Raw genomic sequence first — 20910 nt, 5'->3', positions numbered from 1 at the left:
TCAATTTTAAGGGTGAATTATCTCATTTAAATGGTGTAAAGCGCCGTACTCACTAGGTATCTTGTTGGTCTTGAAAAATAGATAAATCGATTAAATAGTCTTTTAATACGCTGCGGATTATTTCTGGTTCTGAGGTTAAGTGAATGCCTAGAGAGACGATTTGCTCATGACTTTTTATACGCCGAATATCCCCTTCTAGCGAGATCTGATTCCCTTCTTTACCTTCGATAAACACTTCGCACTTTAAACCTTCTTCCATATGTTCAGCATCAATTGACGTTAAGTCGAGCTGTAAACCAGCAAGTGAGATGTCCTTTATTACCCCAACATCTTTGCTGCCATGACAGTGAAACTTAGCGGGGATTAAGGTTGGCACCCGGTTTTGCGAGCGGAGTTTGTATGTTTGTACCTTTTCGGGTAAATAGAGAAAAATAAGCCGCGCGGGATGGACTGAAACCGCTTTGATTTGCGATTTGAATGCAATGACTTGGCCATCACCATTTTCGAGCAAAGCCCGAACGATAACCGAAGTCCCTTCCATAACAAAGTCCAGCGCCGCGCCTAATCGCTTAGGGTTGGGATGGTTAAGAATTAAAAACGCCCCTTGTAGCATACCGACATATTCTGTTTTTATTCTTTTACTATTTGCCGGTAAACAAATTTCTAAATCAACAATACTTCCAGCGCTGATTGCGGTGAGCAAAGTTTCTTGCCCAACCTCTTGAGTTTTTAACATGGATCCAACCCTTCCTGAGTTCACTCTACTACTTTTTTATTGTAGCAGTTTTAGCGGAAGGCCATTTAAAACTGAATTCAGATTAATTACAACTCCCCGATCATCAGCAATACCTAACAAAGATCCGTTTATTTGACTAAAAAATGGCTTTTTAATACTATCGCACCATCTCTTAACGTCATCATTTTACTTTGTACCTCAAGCGAACTTTGTGGCATACCAAGCTCGTTATCCTCAATAAACAACATCATAGGTTCGCCGTTACGCTTAGCAACAAATAATATACCCGAGACATCATGCTTGAATAAGCAGCCTGCTCCCTCCGTCTCGAAGTCATCGACAATCGCTGGTATTTGGCGCTTTTGCCAGAGCTCATTTTCTGAAATCACTTGAACAACAAACCGTATACCACTCTCACAGCCAATTTGATGAAACAAGTCATATGATTGAGCACTACCTAATGTGGGCTGGTTATGTTGCAAGTAACCGACCTCATTGATTAAGCTATTTAACTGTATTACGCTTCGTTCTATAAGCTGCATACCCAAGTCCTGCTCATGGCTAGCAGCAAATCCCTCAATCACTTTAAACCCTTTATCTGAAAAGCGTGTGGCAAGCAATATCGTCGCCTCCAAGTTAAATCGTTGTAAAAATACTGACACTTGAAAACCCCGAAAATCCGAGTTTTTGAAATTTTTATTAACTTTTTCTTTGCGAAGTTCAAAAGGAAGATGACAACTTGTCACAAAGTGGCAGAAACAAGGTAGTGATACTGTCAGTTGTAGGCTCCTAGCAAAAGAGCCCACAACTTAAGCACTGTTACCCACGCCAGAAGGTAGGAGTAAATAAGACTAACAACGTGAAGATCTCTAAGCGGCCAAAGACCATAGCAAGAGTAAGGATCCACTTTGCTGCATCGCTAATGTCGCCGTAGTGCGCTGCAACACTTCCCAATCCTGGGCCCAAGTTATTTAGACAGGCCGCAGTTGCTGAAAATGCAGTAATGTTATCGAGTCCCGTCCCCAGTAATGCAATCATAATAATCACAAACACCAGCGCATAAGCCGAGAAGAACCCCCACACCGCTTCCACCACTTTATCAGGCAATGCCTTGCGGCCTAATTTTATCGAGTAAATAGCGCGTGGATGCACTAAACGATTAAGCTCGCGGATCCCCTGTAAATAGAGTAAGAAGACACGCACAACCTTCATCCCACCACCCGTAGAACCAGCACAGCCACCAATGAAGCTAGAGAAAATCAAGAGAATAGGTAGAAACAGCGGCCACGTTGAGAAGCTATCGGTCGCAAACCCAGCAGTTGTACTAATTGACACAGCCTGAAACATCGCTTGATCTAAGGTTTCATCACCCGTTTCATAGACATTGCTTGACGATAATACCGCAAAACAAATCACTACCAACGCTAACTGGATAAATAGAAAGACTTTAAACTCAGGATCTCGCAAATAGGCTTTAATATTGCGGCTCGACACAGCAGCATAATGTAGCGAGAAGTTAATGGCAGCAATCAGCAAGAAGATGACGCAAATAACGTTAATGAGCGGGTTATCGAAGTAGCCCATAGAAGCGTCATAAGTCGAGAAGCCACCGATAGCTATCGTAGCAAACGCATGACAGATAGCATCAAACCAATTCATTCCTGCTATCCAGTAAGCCAGCGTACAAGCTGCTGTTAGAGACACATAGATATACCAAAGGTGCTTGGCGGTATCGGCAATACGCGGTGTCATCTTTGAGTCTTTAACTGGACCTGGTGTTTCGGCACGATATAACTGCATGCCACCAACCCCAAGCATAGGAAGAACGGCTACGGCCAATACGATGATCCCCATACCACCAAGCCACTGCAACTGCTGGCGATAGAATAATACCGCTTTGGGTAAATGTTCTATACCCGTCAATACCGTAGCCCCAGTAGTTGTCAGCCCAGAAAAAGCTTCAAACACGGCATCTGCTAAAGATAGATTCGGTTTATCTAAGAAAATGAGCGGCAATGATGCAAACGATCCCAGTACCAACCAGAATAAAACAACGATTAAGAAGCCCTCTCTGGCTTTAAGATCGCCGTTTTCCTTGCGGTTTGGGTAGTACGCAAACAAACCCATCAGCACACTAAAAATGAAAGCTAAAACAAAAGGTACACCACCACCATCTTTGTATATCAAAGATACAATGGCTGGTGGCACCATAGTGATACTAAATAGAGCGACTAACTGCCCGAGTATTTTTATTATGGTACGAAATTGCATTTTGTACGCTGCGCTTTTTGTTATTTAACCAGAGGTTAATTAGTGAATGTAAAGAAGTAGAACCTACTCCTTGAGTTGCTTAAATAATACAACACCATTGGTTAATTCATAAATAGCATCAATGATTTGTTGTGTTTCACGACTATCTACTGCTATTTGCCAGGTAATATTAGCCGTGTATTCTTTATCTAAATTTAGCACTGTAAACTGGCTTTGTAATAGCTGCTCTATCACACCTTGGAGATGGTAATCACTGTGACCAACAATAATAGAAGCCGGTACCTTTTTAGTCGTGCTTAGCTGTGCTAAAGCGTTATTAAGCGTGCCTCCATAGGCTCTAACCAACCCCCCGGTGCCAAGTTTTATACCGCCAAAATAACGCGTCGTCACCGCGGTTATTTCACCAATCCCTGATCCCATTAGCACATTGAGCATTGGCTTACCAGCGGTCCCGTTAGGCTCACCATCATCAGAAAACCCTAACACATGGCTGCCACCAGGGGGCCCAGCTATGTGTGCCCAACAATTGTGCCGTGCATCAGGATACGCGTCATTAATCTGCTTAATAAACGCTTTAGCATCTTCGATGGTTGGCGTGTGGGCCAAATGTACGATAAACGTGCTTTTCTTAATTTCCTCATGATGACTAATTGATTCACTCGGAATGAAATATTCAGACATAATGTTCCAAACTAAAAGGGAGCCAATCGGCCCCCAAATATACTTACTTTTAGCGCTAGAAGTCAGCTTACTCGAGACCGAAATCTCGCGTCATATTTTCTAGTCTATCTTCATGCACAATGATGTTATCTTCAATACGGATACCACCGTAAGGCTTCAGTGCGTCAACCTTATCCCAATTGATATACTGTTTGTTTTCTGTTTGCGCCAAGTCTTCCAACAATGAATCGATGAAGTACAACCCAGGCTCAATAGTGAACACCTGATTAGCCTCTATCTTACGAGTACAACGCAAGAACGGGTGACCTTCAGGCGGTGCTTGGTGCGTGCCGGCTTCATCAGCCATGAATCCGCCCATATCATGTACCTGTAGACCAATATGGTGACCGAGACCATGAGGGAAGAAAGTGGAAGAAATTCCCTTCTCGACGATGGCCTGAGCACCAAGCTTAACAATACCAAAGTCACTCAACACTTGCGCCACACGATTATGACAATCGATATGCAGCTCACCGTATAGTTTGCCCGGTTGTAATGCTCTGCCCAATTCAATTTGGTGATCGTTCATGACTTTCACCAACTCGGCAAACTCACCTTGTTTAGCAAAATCATAAGTACGGGTAATATCTGACGCATAACCGTTAAAGTTTGCACCGGCATCAATCAAAAATGATAAGTGCTTACTCGGTGCTTTACGCTCAAAATGGGTATAGTGCAAAATCGCACAATTTTCATTCAAGGCGACAATATTGCCATATGGCGTATCGTTTTCCATATGCTGAGTTGCATTAAGATAAGCTTGTTGAATTTCAAACTCGGAACCACCAGCAAAGAAGGCATCGCGCGCCGCCATGTGGCCAAGCACGCCAAGACGGCTTGCTTCACGTAAACATGCCATTTCATACTGAGTTTTATATGCACGATGATAATGCAAGAAGTTCATCACCGGCTCTGGATTCACTTGAGTAAAGCCAAGCGCTTGTGCAACCTCTAAATATTCACCGATATAGGCATAGTTTGCTTTGTCGTATGGCAGTAACTGTTCAACCTGATCTGGCTTAACCAGCAGTTGAATATCAAAATACTCTGCCCAAAAATCTCTCGGCTCGTCAGGCACTTTATGCCAAAAATCAACCGGACGATAAAAAATGAGTTTCGGCTTGTCACTGCCATTAACCACAACCCAGCAATGCGGATTATCGATAACAGGCAACCAAGCTTTAAATTGCGGGTTAACTTTAAACGGATAGTACATATCATCAAGGAATTGACGCTTTGCTTGCCCCGAATGGATCACAAGTCCATCCAGTCCTTCTCGTTCTACTATCGTTCTTGTACGCTGTTGCAACGTGGCAATGTGCTCTGCGTATAAATTTGCTAACTTATCCATGGTGTACCCATTTTCAAAAATTCACATACTATCGAGTCTATCATAGCTGCTACCTAAAAACGACGAACTGAGTCTAAGCACCAGCCATGTGCGGTTATTTCACAATTTTCATATCCAAGATACTTGCCAATATGTTGCCATCACGACCAAGGCGGGTATGGTAAACCTGTCGATATGCCATCACATTTTTTACGTAGTCACGTGTTTCTCGGTACGGGATCAGCTCAATCCAAAGCTCAGCAGGCATAGCCTCTGACGGCAGCCAACGCTTAATTCTATGATAACCCGCGTTGTACGATGCTGTCGCCAAAACCTCATTTCCAGCATTTTTACGCTTCAAATACTCTAAATAACTGGTCCCCAAGCGAATGTTTGTGGCCGGATGATATAGGCGATTTTTTGCCACGCGTTTGCGGTTGTTGACGTATTTGGCTGTGCTTGGCAGCAGCTGCATTAAACCGTGAGCATCCGCACTCGAGCGTGCATCCGGTGCGAAAGAGCTTTCCCGGCGAGCAATCGCAATGCTCCATGCAACATCGACTCGATTACGCTCACTATATTTAGTGAACAGCTCTTTAAACGCTATCGGGAAACGCAAATCAACGTAATTCCAAGCTTTGATCTGTGCAAGAGTAAAAATAGTGCTGTCGTACCAATCAAAGTCAGCAGCCAATATGGATGCTGCAAGCTTTTCCTCTTTGCTTGAGGTGTTAGTAAGGTAGTTCCACTCTCGACGTGCTTGAGTATACCTTTCCAGTTCGTATAAAGCCTTTGCTCGCTTAAAACCTGGCGCATGAGATACTCGTTCGACAATGCTGGGGTCAACATTTAACGGCTCTTCATTCAGTGAGACTGGTAATCCTAAACGCGCAGCAGCCAAAAAACCGTAGTAATCACGCTCTTGCGCTAATTGCTGCCAAATCTCGTTAGCCTTAGCTAACTCGTCACGCTTCGCGAGGCTATATGCAAGCCAGTATTGTTGACCATTGCTTAGTTGCTCGTGACCCACGAATAAGGCCGAAATCCCTTCCCAATCTTGCTCTTTCAGCATGTTACTCATCAGCCACTGTAGTAGCTTTCTGTCCTGCAACGATTTGGGCACTTTATTAAGCCAAAACCGTGCGTCTTCATGCCCTTTAGACGCAAGCGCTAGAGCGAAACGATAAGCAACACTATCCTTTTGCCGCTGAGTAAAGGTAAACATATCCTGCATCTTCTGCCAGGCACGCAGCGCTAAATCAGGATCGCGCCAAACGAGGCGTCTTATACCATATACCGCAATTTCGGCTTCTTTTTCGGTGCGTTTACTAAACCGATAAAGCCCAGCAGCGGCACTCGGATCTTGGCGAACCTTTTTATATAGCTCGGCAAGGTATGCCTCATTTTTTGGTAACAGCTTCTCAAGATAGTCTAGCAGTGACGTTTGACCAGATTGCGCAGCATTAGAAATTCGCTGCCAGACTAGCTCAGGCGTTCTATACCCCGCTTTTTGCCATTGGTTAAAAAGACCATCACAAGCTCTGGGCTGAGACTTTCCCACCGTCCAAATATCGGCTACCTGATCAAGAATGGCTTTTTTCGGTGCACCCAAGTCCAACTGATACACCAAATACGTACACTTGAGTTCAACATCACTGGTTTCACGATAGAACTCGATGAATCGTGCTTTCTTTTTATACCGCTTTAAATAATCGAGCCAAGCTGAACGTACAGGCCATTCTAATGGGGTGTGTTCGTATACCGTTAAAAAGTGCTGAATTTCCTGCTGGTACTTGAGTTTAGGGTGACGCTTGTAAAATGCCATTTCAACGTATGGCTTAAGTGGATGATCGAGCTGCGCTGTTGCAGCTTTAAAATTATTATAATTACCAGACCAAGCGACACGCTCAGCCTCTTTAAATTCGTCGTGAGTGCTATCGGCTGCACAGAGCCAGCTCACCATACATAAGCTGCCTGCAGCTAAGCGGGGTAACCAATATGTCATGCAAACCCTTTTTTATCTGCCAAAAGAATACACACCTAAATTGAAATACAGCCAAATTATGCTTATCTAAAGATGGCGCTGAAGACCAAAACTCGGCTTGTCACTTGCGAGCATGCTCATAAATGACACTAAATGCGAGGTGCGTTAAGCCACCATAGCAAACCGACTCAGGTATTTCAGTAAATGTGCGGTAAATTTTTCATTGCAATTTGCCGCCAAAGGATCCACACTGATTGAAATTACAACTCATCGTACCAGTGTAAAGCACGGGAGAACATGTATGTTAATCAAACGCGAGTCCTTTGTAGTTGATTTTTGCAAAGGCAATATCGCTGAGTTTAAGTTTTGCCTACCAGGCTCAGTAAACAAACTATCTCAGCAAGTACTAAAGGAAAGCCACGAAGCACTTATCGAATTGAGCCAGCGCGACGACATCGACGGCTTAATTTTTACCAGCGATAAAGACCACTTTATTGTTGGCGCTGATATTTTTGAATTCCTTCCGACTTTCCAACGCTCAGAAGAAGAACTTGTTGGTTGGATTAAAACCGCAACCGATGTCTTCGACGCAATAGAAGATTTACCTTTCCCTACACTATCGGCAGTAAATGGCCTTGCGCTTGGCGGTGGTTGCGAGTGGTTGCTCGCCACGGATTACCGTATTGCAACTGACAACGCAAAAATTGGCCTACCAGAAGTTAAGCTTGGCATTATGCCGGGCTTTGGTGGTACCGTAAGACTTCCTCGCTTAATCGGCGCTGACAACGCAATGACGTGGATAACCACAGGTCAAGAAAACCGAGCGAATGACGCACTAAAAGTGGGTGCGGTTGACGGTGTAGTACCTGCTGACAAACTCATGGCTGCCGCTATTCGTACCTTGGAGCAAGCCATTGCAGGTAAATTAGATTGGCGCGCGAAACGCCAAATCAAGCTTGACCCATTGAAGATGAATCGTGTTGAGCAAGGTATGAGCTTTGGTATGGCCGAAGGCTTAGTCATGGCAAAAACCAAAGGTCATTACCCAGCACCAATGATGGCGGTACAAACGCTTAAAGCGGCAGCTAACCTTAGCCGCAGCGAAGCGATGGCACTCGAAAACCAAAACTTTGCTAAACTTGCCAAAACGGCAGAAGCCGCAGCGCAAACCGGTATTTTCTTAGCGGATCAATACATCAAAACGGTTGCCAAGAAACAAGCAAAACAAAGTAAAACAGAGATCAAACAAGCAGCGGTACTTGGTGCTGGTATTATGGGTGGCGGTATCGCTTACCAATCGGCCTACAAAGGTACGCCAATTGTCATGAAAGACATCCAGCAAGGTGCCCTAGACCTTGGTATGGGTGAGGCTGCAAAACTACTTGGTAAAAAAGTACAGCGCGGCCACATGTCAATGGACAAGATGGTTGCCACTTTAGGTAAAATCAAAGCAACGCTCAACGATCACGATCTACAAGGCTCAGACATCATCGTAGAAGCCGTTGTTGAAAACCCTAAAGTCAAGAAAACGGTATTGGCGAGTTTAGAGTCGCAATTACCAGAAGGTACGATCCTGACTTCAAACACATCAACTATTCGTATTGATGAGTTAGCCACGGCACTTGAGAAGCCAGAAAACTTCTGTGGTATGCACTTCTTTAACCCAGTGCCAAAAATGCCATTGGTAGAAATCATTCGTGGCGAGCAAACATCGGATGAAACCGTTGCTGCAGTGGTAGATTATGCCTTAAAGCTTGGCAAGTCTCCTATCGTTGTTAACGATTGCCCAGGTTTCTTCGTGAACCGTGTTCTATTCCCTTACTTTGCAGGCTTCAGCCAACTTGTTGTAGAAGGTGCTGACTTCGCAAAAGTAGATAAGGTTATGGAAAATGTCTTCGGCTGGCCAATGGGTCCAGCGTACCTACTAGACGTAGTGGGTATCGATACGGCAAACCATTGTACTGGTGTAATGGCTGATGGCTTCCCTACTCGCATGGCACGTAAAGACAAAGACCCTGTCGCAGTACTTGCGGGGGCTGAGCGCTTTGGTCAGAAGAACCAAAAAGGCTTCTACCAATACGCACCAGATCGCAAAGGTCGTTTGAAGAAGAGTAAAGACGACAGCGCGCTTGAGCTGCTGAGCGGTATTTGTGACGCACCAACTGAATTTGATAAACAAACGATTATTGAGCGTTGTATGGTGCCAATGATCAATGAAGTGTTACTGTGTCTGCAAGAAAACATTGTTGCTTCACCGCAAGAAGCAGACATGGCACTGATCTACGGTATCGGCTTCCCTCCATTCAGAGGTGGTGCATTCCGCTATCTAGACCAAATCGGCCTCGCAAACTTTGTAGCTATGGCTGATAAGTACGCTCATCTTGGTGAAATTTATCGAGTTTCTGAGCAAACTAGACAGTGGGCAGATGAAGGTAAAGTGTTCTATCAAGTGGAGGGCCAGTAACATGGAAAACGCGGTAATCGTAGATTGTATTCGTACCCCAATGGGCCGTTCAAAAGGCGGTGTATTTAAGCATAAACGTGCCGAAGACCTCAGCGCACACTTGATGAAAGGCCTACTTGAGCGTAACCCTCAAGTAGCACCAGACTCAATTGATGATATTTACTGGGGCTGTGTACAGCAAACTTTAGAGCAAGGCTTTAACGTTGGTCGTAATGCTGCACTCTTAGCTGGCATTCCTCACACCGTACCGGCGGTAACCGTGAACCGCCTATGCGGTTCGTCAATGCAGGCATTGCATGACGCAGCTCGCGCTATCATGACAGGTGCTGGTGACACTTACCTTATCGGTGGTGTTGAGCACATGGGTCACGTACCAATGACACATGGTAATGACTTTCACCCAGGCCTTGCGACATCAGTTGCGCAAGCTGCTGGCGTGATGGGGTTAACAGCTGAGTACTTAGCGCTAATGCATGGTATCAGTCGTGAGCAGCAAGATGAATTTGCCGTACGTTCACACCAGCGCGCACATGCCGCAACCCTTGAAGGGCGTTTTGCAAAAGAAATCCTGCCAATGGAAGGTCATGATGCCGATGGTACACCTGTACTTGTCGAGCATGACGAAGTTATCCGCCCTGAGACAAGCCTAGAAGGTCTAGGACAGCTACGTCCTGTATTTAACCCAGCATCGGGTACGGTAACTGCAGGTACCTCTTCAGCGCTTTCTGACGGTGCTTCAGCTATGTTGGTCATGAGCGAGTCTAAAGCAAGAGAACTCGGTCTTCCAATTCGTGCTCGTGTTAAGTCAATGGCAGTCGCAGGTTGCGATCCTTCCATCATGGGTTATGGTCCAGTTCCAGCATCACAAAAAGCCTTGAAGCAGGCGGGCATTACTATCGATGATATTGATGTTGCTGAACTAAACGAAGCCTTTGCAGCACAATCACTACCAGTGCTAAAAGATCTAGGTCTACTAGACAAAGTAGATGAGAAAGTGAACCTCAACGGTGGTGCAATTGCACTCGGTCACCCACTTGGTTGCTCAGGCTCACGTATTAGCACAACGCTTATCAATCTAATGGAAGAGAAAGACGCGAAGTATGGTCTTGCAACTATGTGTATTGGTTTAGGCCAAGGTATCGCTACCGTATTCGAGCGCGTAGATAACTAATTCCAACCAGCTGGTACTGGGCTTTTATAAGACAATACCAGCACACAACTTCAACTTGGTGACCAAGGCAAAACGGCACAGCTGTTTTGCCTTTTTTATTACCCGCATTTACCTCACCTCGGTTGGCTAAGACTTGAGTTATCCAAACTTGAGCTTACTTACAACATGCGGTTAAAATAGCAGTTTTCGTCACTAACAACGTAACTAACAAGGCCACCCACAATGAGTTTTGATAATACCGACCACACCTTAGATGCAGTAGGCTTACGTTGTCCGGAGCCGGTAATGATGATTAGAGGCATGGTGAGACGGATGAACTTAGGTGAGACGTTGTTAGTTATCGCAGATGATCCATCAACGACACGGGACATTCCGAGCTTCTGTGAATTTATGGATCACACTTTGGTTGCCAAAGCAGTGGCCGAATCTCCTTACAAATATGTGATTAAGAAAGGTCAGTGATCTCCTCTTTAACACACTGTTTGAACTCATGAGTCATAGACAATAAAAAAGCGGCTGATGCCGCTTTTTTAAGATTTTACAATCACCACCTTTGGTGAGCGAGGATTACGATAATCTAAGCGGATTTCGTACCAACCTTTTTTACTTGGCTTAAAGCTAAAGTAGTTATACACCGTGTTACAATCCGCAACCAGCGGTTGTCCTAGCGTTAACTGCCCTTCACTCTTATAGCCACAGTTGTAGCCTTCACTCCACTGCTCATCAGCAATTTTAAATTCATACACTTTACCTGGGCTCATGAATCTTGCTTTTGTTGCGTAGATCCCCGGTTGTGTTTCTTCAAAGCGATACTGAGGTTCGGCATCCCACAGAGTGAAGTCACCGCGTAAATACATTGTCTTATCCAACTCACCAGCAACTACCGGTGAAGTTGACGTTGTTGGCAATTGAAAGTTACTACTACAAGCGGTAAGTGCTAATAGCGCAATCGCCATTGCCCCTTGTTTTTTAATCATAGCTAGACTGCCTTTTACTTGCTTTTACCAATCAGCAAAAAGCCAGCAATTGCTGGCTTTTGTATCAGCAATTAGTTTTGTAACACTGAAATATCTGCAGTATTAAGGAATAACTTACTTAACTGACCAAGTAGCGCTAAACGATTGGCTTTAACCGCTTCATCGTCCGCCATTACCATAACATTATCAAAGAAGTTATCTACTGCTTCACGTAAACTTGCTAAACGCGTCAGTGCAGTTTGATAATCACCTTCAGCGTAAACAGGTGCAAGCTCAGCAGTTAACGCAGCAACTTGTGCAGCCAATGTTTGCTCAGCTTCTTCTTGCAGGAGTGAACTCTCCACCGCAGCTTCTGACGCGACGTTATTCTTCGCTAAAATGTTGTTTACACGCTTATTGGCAGCAGCTAACGCTTCAGCTTCCGCCAACGTTCTAAAGTGACTAACCGCTTTTACTCGGCGATCAAAATCAACTGGGCTCGTTGGACGTCTTGCAAGTACTGCTTGGATCACATCCACGCTGATACCTTCATCTTGGTACCAGGCACGGAAACGACCTAACATAAACTCAACCACTTCATCGGCAACATTTGCATTGCTTAGCTTATCACCGAATAACGTCATTGCTTTGGCAACGATATCCTGAATGTCTAATGGTAGTTCTTTTTCTACCATGATACGCAATGCGCCGATGGCAGCACGACGAAGTGCAAACGGGTCTTTATCGCCTTTTGGTGTCTGGCCGATACCAAAAATGCCAACCAGAGTATCAAACTTATCCGCAAGCGCCACAGCAAAACTGATTGGGTTAGACGGTAGATTATCACCAGCAAAACGCGGCATATATTGCTCATTTTGTGCTAGTGCGACTTCTTCCGCTTCGCCATCAATGCGCGCGTAATGCATACCCATCACGCCCTGAACGTCAGTAAATTCCATGACCATTTCAGTCATTAAATCCGTTTTACTTAGTAAACCGGCACGCTCTGCTAATGCCTTATCAGCACCAAGCTGCTCCGCAATAAAACCTGCGAGTGCCGAGATACGCTCTGACTTGTCTTTTAGTGTGCCAAGCTGCTTCTGAAATAACACTGAATCAAGTGACTCAAGACGACTTTCCAGCGTTTTCTTCTTATCCGTTTCAAAGAAGAACTGAGCATCTGCCAGACGTGGACGAACCACTTTCTCGTTACCCGAGATCACTACGCTCGGATCTTTACTTTCAATGTTAGAAACAAACAAGAACTTGTTGATCAAGTTGCCTTGCTTATCTAACAGTGGAAAGTATTTTTGGTCGTCTTTCATGGTGTAGATAAGTGCTTCATCAGGCACTTGCAAGAAGGCTTCTTCAAAAGATGCAACTAAAGTTACTGGCCACTCGACTAGTGATGTGACTTCTTCAAGAAGATCTTCATCCATCGCTACTTGCGCGCCGAGCTTTTCAGCTTCAGCTTCAATTTGGCCTCGAATTAACGCTTTACGTGCTTCATAATCCGCAATAACGTATGCGCCTTTTAGCACTGCATGGCTATCATCAGCATGTTCAACACGAACACGTTCAGGGTGATGGAAGCGATGTCCTTGCAGCTCATTGCTGATAGCTTTACCTAGCACTTCACCTTCAACTTGTTGACTACCAAGTAGTGCAGCCACAGTATGCACAGGACGGATAAATTGCGTCTTGTTCGCACCCCAGCGCATCGGCTTTGGAATAGGTAACTTAGCCAGTGCTTTGTTGATCACATCGCTTAGTAACGCTAAGGTCTGTTGCCCCTCTACTTTCGCTTTGTGTAGCAGCCAAGTACCCTTGTCAGTTTCTAAACGCTCAGCATCATTAATATCAATACCACAACCACGAGCCCAACCTAGCGCCGCTTTAGTCGCGTTACCATCCGCGTCAAATGCCGCCTGAATAGCTGGACCACGCTTTTCAACCACTTTATCGGCCTGTTGCGTTTGCAATGCTTTAACTTGAATGCCTAAGCGACGAGGTGATGCATACCAGCTCACGCCTTCATGGCTAAGCTCTAATGCTTCAAGTTCTTGCCTAGTATTTTCTGCGAATGACTCAGCAAGGTTGCGTAACGCCTTTGGTGGTAGCTCTTCGGTACCAATTTCTACGAGTAAGTTTTCAATCGACATTATTTATCCTTACAAAGCGGGAAGCCAAGTGCTTCACGTGCGTCATAGTAAGCCTGTGCACAAGCTTTTGATAAAGCACGAACTCTTAATATATAGCGCTGACGCTCAGTTACTGAGATAGCATGACGTGCATCTAACAGGTTAAATGCATGAGATGCCTTCATTACCTGCTCATAAGCAGGTAGAGGAAGCCCTGCTTCGATTAGCTTTTCACTTTCTTTTTCACACTGATCAAACTGCTTAAATAATGCCTCTACATCCGCATATTCAAAGTTATATGTCGACTGTTCGATCTCGTTTTGCATGAACACGTCACCATAAGTTACGCGCCCCATCGGACCATCTGTCCAAACGAGATCATAAATGCTGTCTACACCTTGTATATACATCGCAAGGCGCTCTAAACCATAAGTAATTTCACCCGTTACCGGTGAGCATTCAATACCGCCAACTTGCTGGAAGTAAGTAAACTGAGTCACTTCCATGCCATTCAACCATACTTCCCAACCTAATCCCCAAGCACCTAGCGTTGGTGACTCCCAGTTGTCTTCAACAAAACGTACTTCGTGCGTTAATGTATCAATGCCCAACGCTTCTAGAGAGCCTAGGTAGAGCTCCTGAATATTCTCAGGCGATGGCTTCAAAACAACTTGGAATTGGTAGTAATGCTGAAGACGGTTAGGGTTTTCACCATAGCGACCATCCGTCGGGCGGCGACAAGGTTGTACGTATGCGCTCGACATTGGCTCAGGACCAATGGACTTAAGGAAGGTCATCGGGTGGAATGTACCCGCACCAACTTCCATATCTAAAGGTTGAGCTACAACACAGCCTTGCTGCGCCCAGTAATCCTGTAAAGCCAGGATCAAACCTTGGAAGGTTTTGATATCGTATTTTTGCATAGTTGGCTTATTTTTATCTGGTACTTATCGTATGTAAACGCCTGCAGTAATTTGGCGCTTACGCTAGATTCAATGATTGAAAATTATGCTCAGTATACCGCGAGCGCAGGAGGGTTTTAAGCTTTAAAGCATAAAAAAAGGAGGGAAAATCCCTCCTTTTTACTAGATGTTTGAGTTTATACGTCTAAGTTAACAACTCTCAGTGCATTTGTTTCGATAAACTCTCGACGAGGTTCAACTTGGTCACCCATCAAGGTTGCAAACAATTGGTCTGCAGCAATGGCATCTTCAATAGTCACACGTAGCATACGGCGAGCATCTGGATCCATCGTTGTTTCCCAAAGTTGGTCAGGGTTCATCTCACCCAATCCTTTATAGCGTTGTGTATACAAGCCACGCTTAGACTCTGAGATAAGCCATTCAAGACCAGCCTCAAAATATTCGATTGCTTGAGTCTTCTCACCACGCTGTACATAACCGCCTTCGCTGATCAAACTACCAATCTGACGACCCGTATTCGCAATGCGAACATAATCTTTAGATGTAATAAAATCGAAGTTCAAAGTATGCGCTTTATCAACACCGTGCTGACGAATATTGATCACCGGATAATACATATGGCGCTCTTCATCAAATGCAACTTCTGCGTTGAAGATAGTGGCGTCTTCATCTTTCTTCACAAGGTCAGCAACCAAGTTTTCAGTCCACGCAGTTACCTTTGCTTCATCAGATAAGTCTGACTCGGTGAGCTCTGGATGATAAAGCAAGCGGTTCATGATTGAAGACGGGTACTTACGCTTTAAACGTTCAATAATATCTATCGTATTTTGATAATCATGCACTAAGTTTTCTAACTTGTTACCAGAAATTGGCTCAGCACCTTCTGCTGGGTATAACGCAGCATCGTTAAGTGCTAATGTCGTTAGGTATGAAGTTAGTGCATTATCATCTTTAATATAGCGCTCTTGCTTACCTTTCTTCACTTTATATAGTGGTGGCTGAGCAATATAGACATAACCGCGCTCGATGATCTCTGGCATTTGACGATAGAAGAAAGTCAGTAGCAGCGTACGGATGTGTGAACCATCCACGTCCGCATCGGTCATGATGATGATGCGGTGATATCTTAGCTTTTCAGGGTTATATTCATCACGGCCAATACCACAGCCTAATGCAGTAATTAGTGTTGCCACTTCCTGAGAAGAAAGCATCTTATCAAAGCGTGCTTTTTCTACGTTCAAGATTTTACCTTTGAGCGGCAGAATGGCTTGGTTCTTACGGTTACGACCTTGCTTAGCAGAACCACCCGCCGAGTCACCCTCCACTATATATAGTTCAGAAAGTGCAGGATCTCGTTCTTGGCAGTCAGCGAGTTTACCCGGTAGACCAGCTAAATCCATAACGCCCTTACGACGAGTCATTTCACGGGCCTTACGTGCAGCTTCACGTGCGCGCGCAGCATCAACGATTTTGTTTACAACGGTTTTTGCATCGCCTGGGTTTTCTAGCAAGAATTCCGTTAGCTTTTCAGCCATCATTTGCTCAACAGCCCCTTTCACTTCACTAGAAACGAGCTTATCTTTTGTCTGTGAAGAGAATTTAGGATCAGGAACTTTAACACTAACAACAGCGGTCAAACCTTCACGGGCATCGTCACCCGTAGCACTGGTTTTATACTTTTTATTAAAGCCTTCTTTTTCCATGTAGGTGTTAAGCGTACGCGTAAGTGCTGCACGGAAACCCGCTAAGTGAGTACCACCATCGCGTTGAGGAATGTTATTGGTAAAACAGTAGATGTTTTCTTGGAAACCATCATTCCATTGCATAGAGACTTCTACGCTAATGCCATCATCACGCTCAGTCGAAAAGTGGAAAACGCTTTGATGAACTGGCGTCTTCTTACGATTTAGATATGCAACGAATGCTTGAATACCGCCTTCGTATTTGAAGTGATCTTGTTTATTCTCTTCGCGCTCATCACTCAAAATGATGCTTACACCAGAGTTAAGGAAAGATAGTTCACGTAGGCGCTTGGCTAGAATATCGTAGTGGAAATTTGTATCTGAGAAAGTTTCAGCACTTGGCCAGAATCTCAATTCTGTACCAGTAGATTCCGCTTCACCGATAATACCTAGCGGCGCATCTGGAACACCCATTGTGTATTTTTGCTGATGCACTTTGCCATCACGGCGGATTGTTAATTGTAGTTTTTCAGAAAGTGCATTTACAACAGAAACACCTACACCGTGCAGACCGCCAGATACTTTATATGAGTTATCATCAAATTTACCACCGGCATGTAGTACAGTCATGATAACTTCCGCCGCAGAAACCCCTTCTTCTTCGTGAATTGAAGTTGGGATACCACGACCATTATCTCGAACAGATACAGAGCCATCGGTATGAATTGTTACGAAAATATCGTCACAATATCCTGCTAGTGCTTCGTCGATTGAGTTATCAACGACCTCAAACACCATGTGATGTAAACCAGTACCATCGTCTGTGTCACCGATATACATTCCCGGACGCTTTCTTACAGCATCCAATCCTTTAAGTACTTTAATACTCGACGAATCGTAATTTTCCGACATGGTTTCTTCCAATTATTTTGTTATTAAGCTGCCATGTTCCACGTGGAACATTTTAATTTCACGTTCCATTGGTTCAATAACGGCGGCAATACTTTCTGGAGTAATAGCAGTGATAAACAGCTGTGACTGACATTGCGCCAACAGACGCGATACCGCCACCTTAGTATCTTCACTAAGCTCCGAAGGTAAATCATCAATAAGCAGAATTGACTGCTTATTACTCTCTTGGTCAATCAAACTGTTTTGCATTACTTTAAGTGCATACAGTAAGAGCTTGAGTTGCCCACGAGAAAAAATATGTTCTACGCTGTTTCCTTGAGTATAAAAGTTAAAGTCAGCCTTATGCGGCCCTTTACTTGTATAGCCAAGTTTTACATCTCGCTCTAACTGATTCGTTAATACCTCAGCGAGTTCCCCCTTCCAGCCCGCTTGAAAGCGAATTTCAAGGCCTTTAAATATAGGGCTTATATCCCCTATCTTATCAAAAAAATGCGTCTGAAACCTACCTATATAAGCCTCTCTAAACATATTTATTTGCTCAGCAAGGCGTACAAACTCCTTATCCCAATAACTTAGCTGGGATTGGAGATCTCTCGGTTTAGATTTCAATAAAGCGTTACGTTGCTTGAGCACCTGATTAAACATTTTCCATGTGGAATAGAACTGATGTTCCACGTGGAACACACCTAAATCAAGAAACTTACGACGCTCTTTTGGACCACCAAAAAACAGCTCATAGCTTTCTGGTGTAATAACTTGAACAGGTAAAACCTGTGCTAATTCTGCCACTTTCCGGCTTGCTTGCCCCTGAATTCGAAGCTTAGTTTCACCACTGGTATATTTACTAATACCAAGCGGTATAGACAAGTTATGTAGTTGTTTTTTAGCATGAACAACGCAATGAGAAGCCTCATGCTTGATCATTAATTTTTGCAGATTGGTACGGAAAGATTTACCACTGGAGAGAAAGTAAATGGCTTCGAGCAGACTGGTTTTACCGCTACCATTTTCACCGAGAATGACATTAACGGCATTGCTAGGTGAAAGCGCCATCGCCTCAATGTTTCGAAACGCATTGAGGCTAAGGTGAGTTAAACTCATAACTCTATAAACGCATCGGCATAACTACATACATTGCATGTTCGTCACCAGCGGCTTCAATAAGCGCACTGCTGTTCGCATCAGAAAGCGTAAACTGTACATCTTCAGACTTTATTGTATTTAACACGTCTAATAAGTAAGAAACGTTAAAACCAACTTCAAGATCATCGCCTTGGTAACCTACCTCAACAATTTCTTCAGCTTGCTCCTGCTCTGGGTTATTGGCACTAATTTTTAATTGCCCATTACTCAGATTCAATCGCACACCACGAAACTTCTCGTTAGAAAGAATAGATACGCGCTGAAATGCACTACGTAGCCAATCGCGATTTGCGGTAACCAACTTGTCCCCGCCACGAGGTAATACGCGACGATAATCAGGGAATCGCCCATCCACCAGCTTACTCGTAAAAGTAAATTCGCTGTCGATGATACGCACATGATTAGCGCCAAATTGAATGGTGATAGTTTCATCATCCGCAGGCAGTAAGCGCATGATCTCTTGCACGCCCTTACGAGGAATGATCAATTGACGCTGCGTTTGCAATGACTCAGGTAATTTTTGCTGCGCAATTGCCAAACGGTGACCGTCAGTGGCTACCGTTTTAATTTCATTATTATCTACTTCGAAAGACATACCATTTAAATAGTAACGTACGTCTTGGTTAGCCATAGAGAAATGCGTTGCTTCTAGCAATTTTCTAAGCTCTAAACGCGTTATGGCAAACTCAACCTCACCGTCCCACTCTTCAAGATTAGGGAAGTCTTCAGCGGCTAAGGTTGTCAAAGAAAAGCGACTTTGACCGCTAGTCAGTAGCAATTGATGCTCTTGGCTACTCAGCACTAAATCCGAGTTATCAGGCAAGCTCTTACAAATATCTAGGAGCTTTTTCGCCGGTAAAGTGATCTTGGCGTCTGGCACATTGGTTTCAAGGGCAACAGATGCAACAAGCTCTATCTCTAAATCTGTACCTGTCATATGTAACGCGCCATTTTTCACTTCTAGCAATACATTAGACAAAATAGGCAGTGTATGTTTGCGCTCAATGGCACCCGACACCTGTACCAGTGGCTTTAAAAATAGTTCTCTTGGAATCGTTATTTGCATCATTTAACCCTTAAGAAGACAGCGTTCTAATTAAGTTTTGATAATCTTCTTTTACCTCATGACTTTCATCACGAAGTGCTTTTACTTTTCTACACGCGTGTAACACGGTGGTATGGTCGCGCCCACCAAATGCATCACCTATTTCTGGTAAGCTGTGGTTTGTCAGTTCTTTAGACAATGCCATGGCAACTTGTCTTGGTCTTGCAACTGAACGGCTACGACGTTTTGACAATAAGTCAGAAACACGAATTCGATAATATTCCGCCACGGTGCGCTGGATATTATCGATGGTAACGAGTTTGTCTTGTAGCGCTAATAAATCGCGTAGCGCTTCTTTAACAAAATCGATAGAAATTGGACGACCAGTGAAGTTGGCATTAGCTATCACGCGGTTTAACGCACCTTCTAACTCTCGCACATTAGAGCGTAATTTCTTCGCAATAAAAAAGGCAACTTCGTGTGGCAAGTTAATATTACTTTGCTGCGCTTTCTTCATTAAGATAGCAACGCGAGTCTCTAATTCTGGTGGCTCAATAGCAATAGTTAACCCCCAACCAAAACGCGACTTCAGTCGGTCCTCAACCCCTTCTATTTCTTTAGGGTAACGGTCAGAAGTTAGAATAATTTGTTGGTTGCCTTCAAGCAGCGCATTAAAAGTATGGAAGAACTCTTCTTGCGAACGCTCTTTGTTTGCAAAGAATTGGATATCATCAATCATCAATGCATCAACGCTGCGGTAGTAACGCTTGAATTCTTCAATGGCATTATTCTGCAGTGCTTTAACCATGTCCTGAACAAAACGCTCTGAATGCATATAAACAATTTTTGCATCCGGTTTTTGTTCAATGATGCCATTACCTACGGCGTGTAACAGGTGCGTCTTACCCAAACCTGTACCACCATAAATAAATACGGGGTTGAATGCAGAACCTGGATTATCAGCAACTTGTGTTGCAGCAGCTTTAGCCAATTGGTTAGATTTACCTTCTACAAAGTTATCAAAGGTGTAATTCTCTTTAATATTAGACTTGTGCGAAGATTTAGGAGCAGGCTCAACTTTTTCTGCCATTTTTGGCTGAGTGCCTTGCAGCATTGACATGTTATCAGCGGCATGACCTACACTTGAGGCCTTTTCGTTAGATACACTTGGTTGTGCAGCTAACACAGGTTTGCTACCCACATCAAAGCGCAGCTCTGGTGCTTCATCACCACAGATCTCAATCAGCAGTTCATTGATGCGGTGGAGATACTTTTCTCGTACCCAATCCAATACAAAACGATTCGGCGCATAGATAGTTAGCGTATCATCAGTACTTTCTGCCTGTAGTGGTCTTACCCACATGCTAAATTGCTGAGATGGCAATTCATCTTGCAAAACATATAAACAACTTTGCCAAACCGACAGATACAC

At 44.1% G+C, this 20910-nt stretch carries 16 protein-coding genes; 3 read left to right on the top strand and 13 right to left on the bottom strand.

What is annotated here, in order from left to right:
* Positions 1-52: 52 nt before the first annotated feature.
* The 6 genes from QSH61_RS00080 to QSH61_RS00055 all read right to left on the bottom strand — a co-directional run bounded on the left by QSH61_RS00080 (position 53) and on the right by QSH61_RS00055 (position 7062).
* Complete coding sequence (locus QSH61_RS00080; protein WP_010604174.1) at positions 53-736, bottom strand: flagellar brake domain-containing protein; 684 nt, start codon at positions 734-736, stop codon at positions 53-55.
* A gap of 128 nt (positions 737-864) precedes the next feature.
* The gene (locus QSH61_RS00075; RefSeq protein ID WP_227387647.1) at positions 865-1398 is read right to left on the bottom strand and encodes a hypothetical protein; all 534 of its coding nucleotides are present in this window, start codon (positions 1396-1398) and stop codon (positions 865-867) included.
* Positions 1399-1555: 157 nt separating this feature from the next.
* A complete protein-coding gene (locus QSH61_RS00070; RefSeq protein ID WP_010604172.1) occupies positions 1556-3007 on the bottom strand; it encodes a TrkH family potassium uptake protein in 1452 nt (483 codons plus the stop codon).
* A 63-nt stretch (positions 3008-3070) separates the two neighbouring features.
* Positions 3071-3688, bottom strand: a complete 618-nt coding sequence (locus QSH61_RS00065; protein WP_010604171.1) for a YigZ family protein — start codon at positions 3686-3688, stop codon at positions 3071-3073.
* Positions 3689-3755: 67 nt separating this feature from the next.
* Positions 3756-5078, bottom strand: coding sequence for a Xaa-Pro dipeptidase (gene pepQ / locus QSH61_RS00060; protein WP_174170121.1), 1323 nt, complete (start codon positions 5076-5078; stop codon positions 3756-3758).
* 94 nt (positions 5079-5172) lie between these two features.
* Entirely contained in the window at positions 5173-7062 is a 1890-nt protein-coding gene (locus tag QSH61_RS00055) for a transglycosylase SLT domain-containing protein (RefSeq protein WP_206473612.1), read from the bottom strand.
* A gap of 280 nt (positions 7063-7342) precedes the next feature.
* Here QSH61_RS00055 and fadB point away from each other — a divergent pair, with 280 nt between their 5' ends.
* From fadB to tusA, 3 genes are all read left to right on the top strand, one after another.
* Positions 7343-9505, top strand: a complete 2163-nt coding sequence (gene fadB / locus QSH61_RS00050; protein WP_206473606.1) for a fatty acid oxidation complex subunit alpha FadB — start codon at positions 7343-7345, stop codon at positions 9503-9505.
* A 1-nt stretch (position 9506) separates the two neighbouring features.
* The gene (gene fadA, locus QSH61_RS00045) at positions 9507-10676 is read left to right on the top strand and encodes an acetyl-CoA C-acyltransferase FadA (RefSeq protein ID WP_010604167.1); all 1170 of its coding nucleotides are present in this window, start codon (positions 9507-9509) and stop codon (positions 10674-10676) included.
* A gap of 222 nt (positions 10677-10898) precedes the next feature.
* Positions 10899-11138 (top strand): sulfurtransferase TusA, encoded by a 240-nt coding sequence (gene tusA / locus QSH61_RS00040; protein WP_010376829.1) that lies wholly within the window; start codon positions 10899-10901, stop codon positions 11136-11138.
* Between the two features lie 68 nt (positions 11139-11206).
* Here the strand turns inward: tusA and QSH61_RS00035 are convergent, their stop codons facing one another.
* From QSH61_RS00035 to dnaA, 7 genes are all read right to left on the bottom strand, one after another.
* The gene (locus QSH61_RS00035) at positions 11207-11653 is read right to left on the bottom strand and encodes an early set domain-containing protein (protein ID WP_010604165.1); all 447 of its coding nucleotides are present in this window, start codon (positions 11651-11653) and stop codon (positions 11207-11209) included.
* Positions 11654-11724: 71 nt separating this feature from the next.
* Positions 11725-13794, bottom strand: coding sequence for a glycine--tRNA ligase subunit beta (gene glyS / locus QSH61_RS00030; protein WP_010604164.1), 2070 nt, complete (start codon positions 13792-13794; stop codon positions 11725-11727).
* On the bottom strand, positions 13794-14696 hold the full coding sequence (gene glyQ, locus QSH61_RS00025; RefSeq protein ID WP_010376835.1) for a glycine--tRNA ligase subunit alpha: 903 nt from the start codon (positions 14694-14696) through the stop codon (positions 13794-13796). The genes glyS and glyQ overlap by 1 nt, the downstream gene beginning before the upstream one ends.
* A 176-nt stretch (positions 14697-14872) precedes the next feature.
* Positions 14873-17290 (bottom strand): DNA topoisomerase (ATP-hydrolyzing) subunit B, encoded by a 2418-nt coding sequence (gene gyrB, locus QSH61_RS00020; protein ID WP_017218527.1) that lies wholly within the window; start codon positions 17288-17290, stop codon positions 14873-14875.
* A 12-nt stretch (positions 17291-17302) separates the two neighbouring features.
* The gene (recF, locus tag QSH61_RS00015) at positions 17303-18391 is read right to left on the bottom strand and encodes a DNA replication/repair protein RecF (RefSeq protein WP_010604162.1); all 1089 of its coding nucleotides are present in this window, start codon (positions 18389-18391) and stop codon (positions 17303-17305) included.
* Between the two features lie 4 nt (positions 18392-18395).
* Positions 18396-19499 (bottom strand): DNA polymerase III subunit beta, encoded by a 1104-nt coding sequence (gene dnaN, locus QSH61_RS00010; protein WP_017218529.1) that lies wholly within the window; start codon positions 19497-19499, stop codon positions 18396-18398.
* A gap of 10 nt (positions 19500-19509) precedes the next feature.
* Positions 19510-20910, bottom strand: a complete 1401-nt coding sequence (dnaA, locus tag QSH61_RS00005; protein WP_206473599.1) for a chromosomal replication initiator protein DnaA — start codon at positions 20908-20910, stop codon at positions 19510-19512.

Origin of the sequence: Pseudoalteromonas sp. JC3 (genome assembly GCF_030291895.1) — a bacterium.
GTDB lineage: Bacteria > Pseudomonadota > Gammaproteobacteria > Enterobacterales > Alteromonadaceae > Pseudoalteromonas.
The sequence above is the reverse complement of the archived record's forward strand: the minus strand, read 5'-3'. Positions and strand labels throughout refer to the sequence as shown.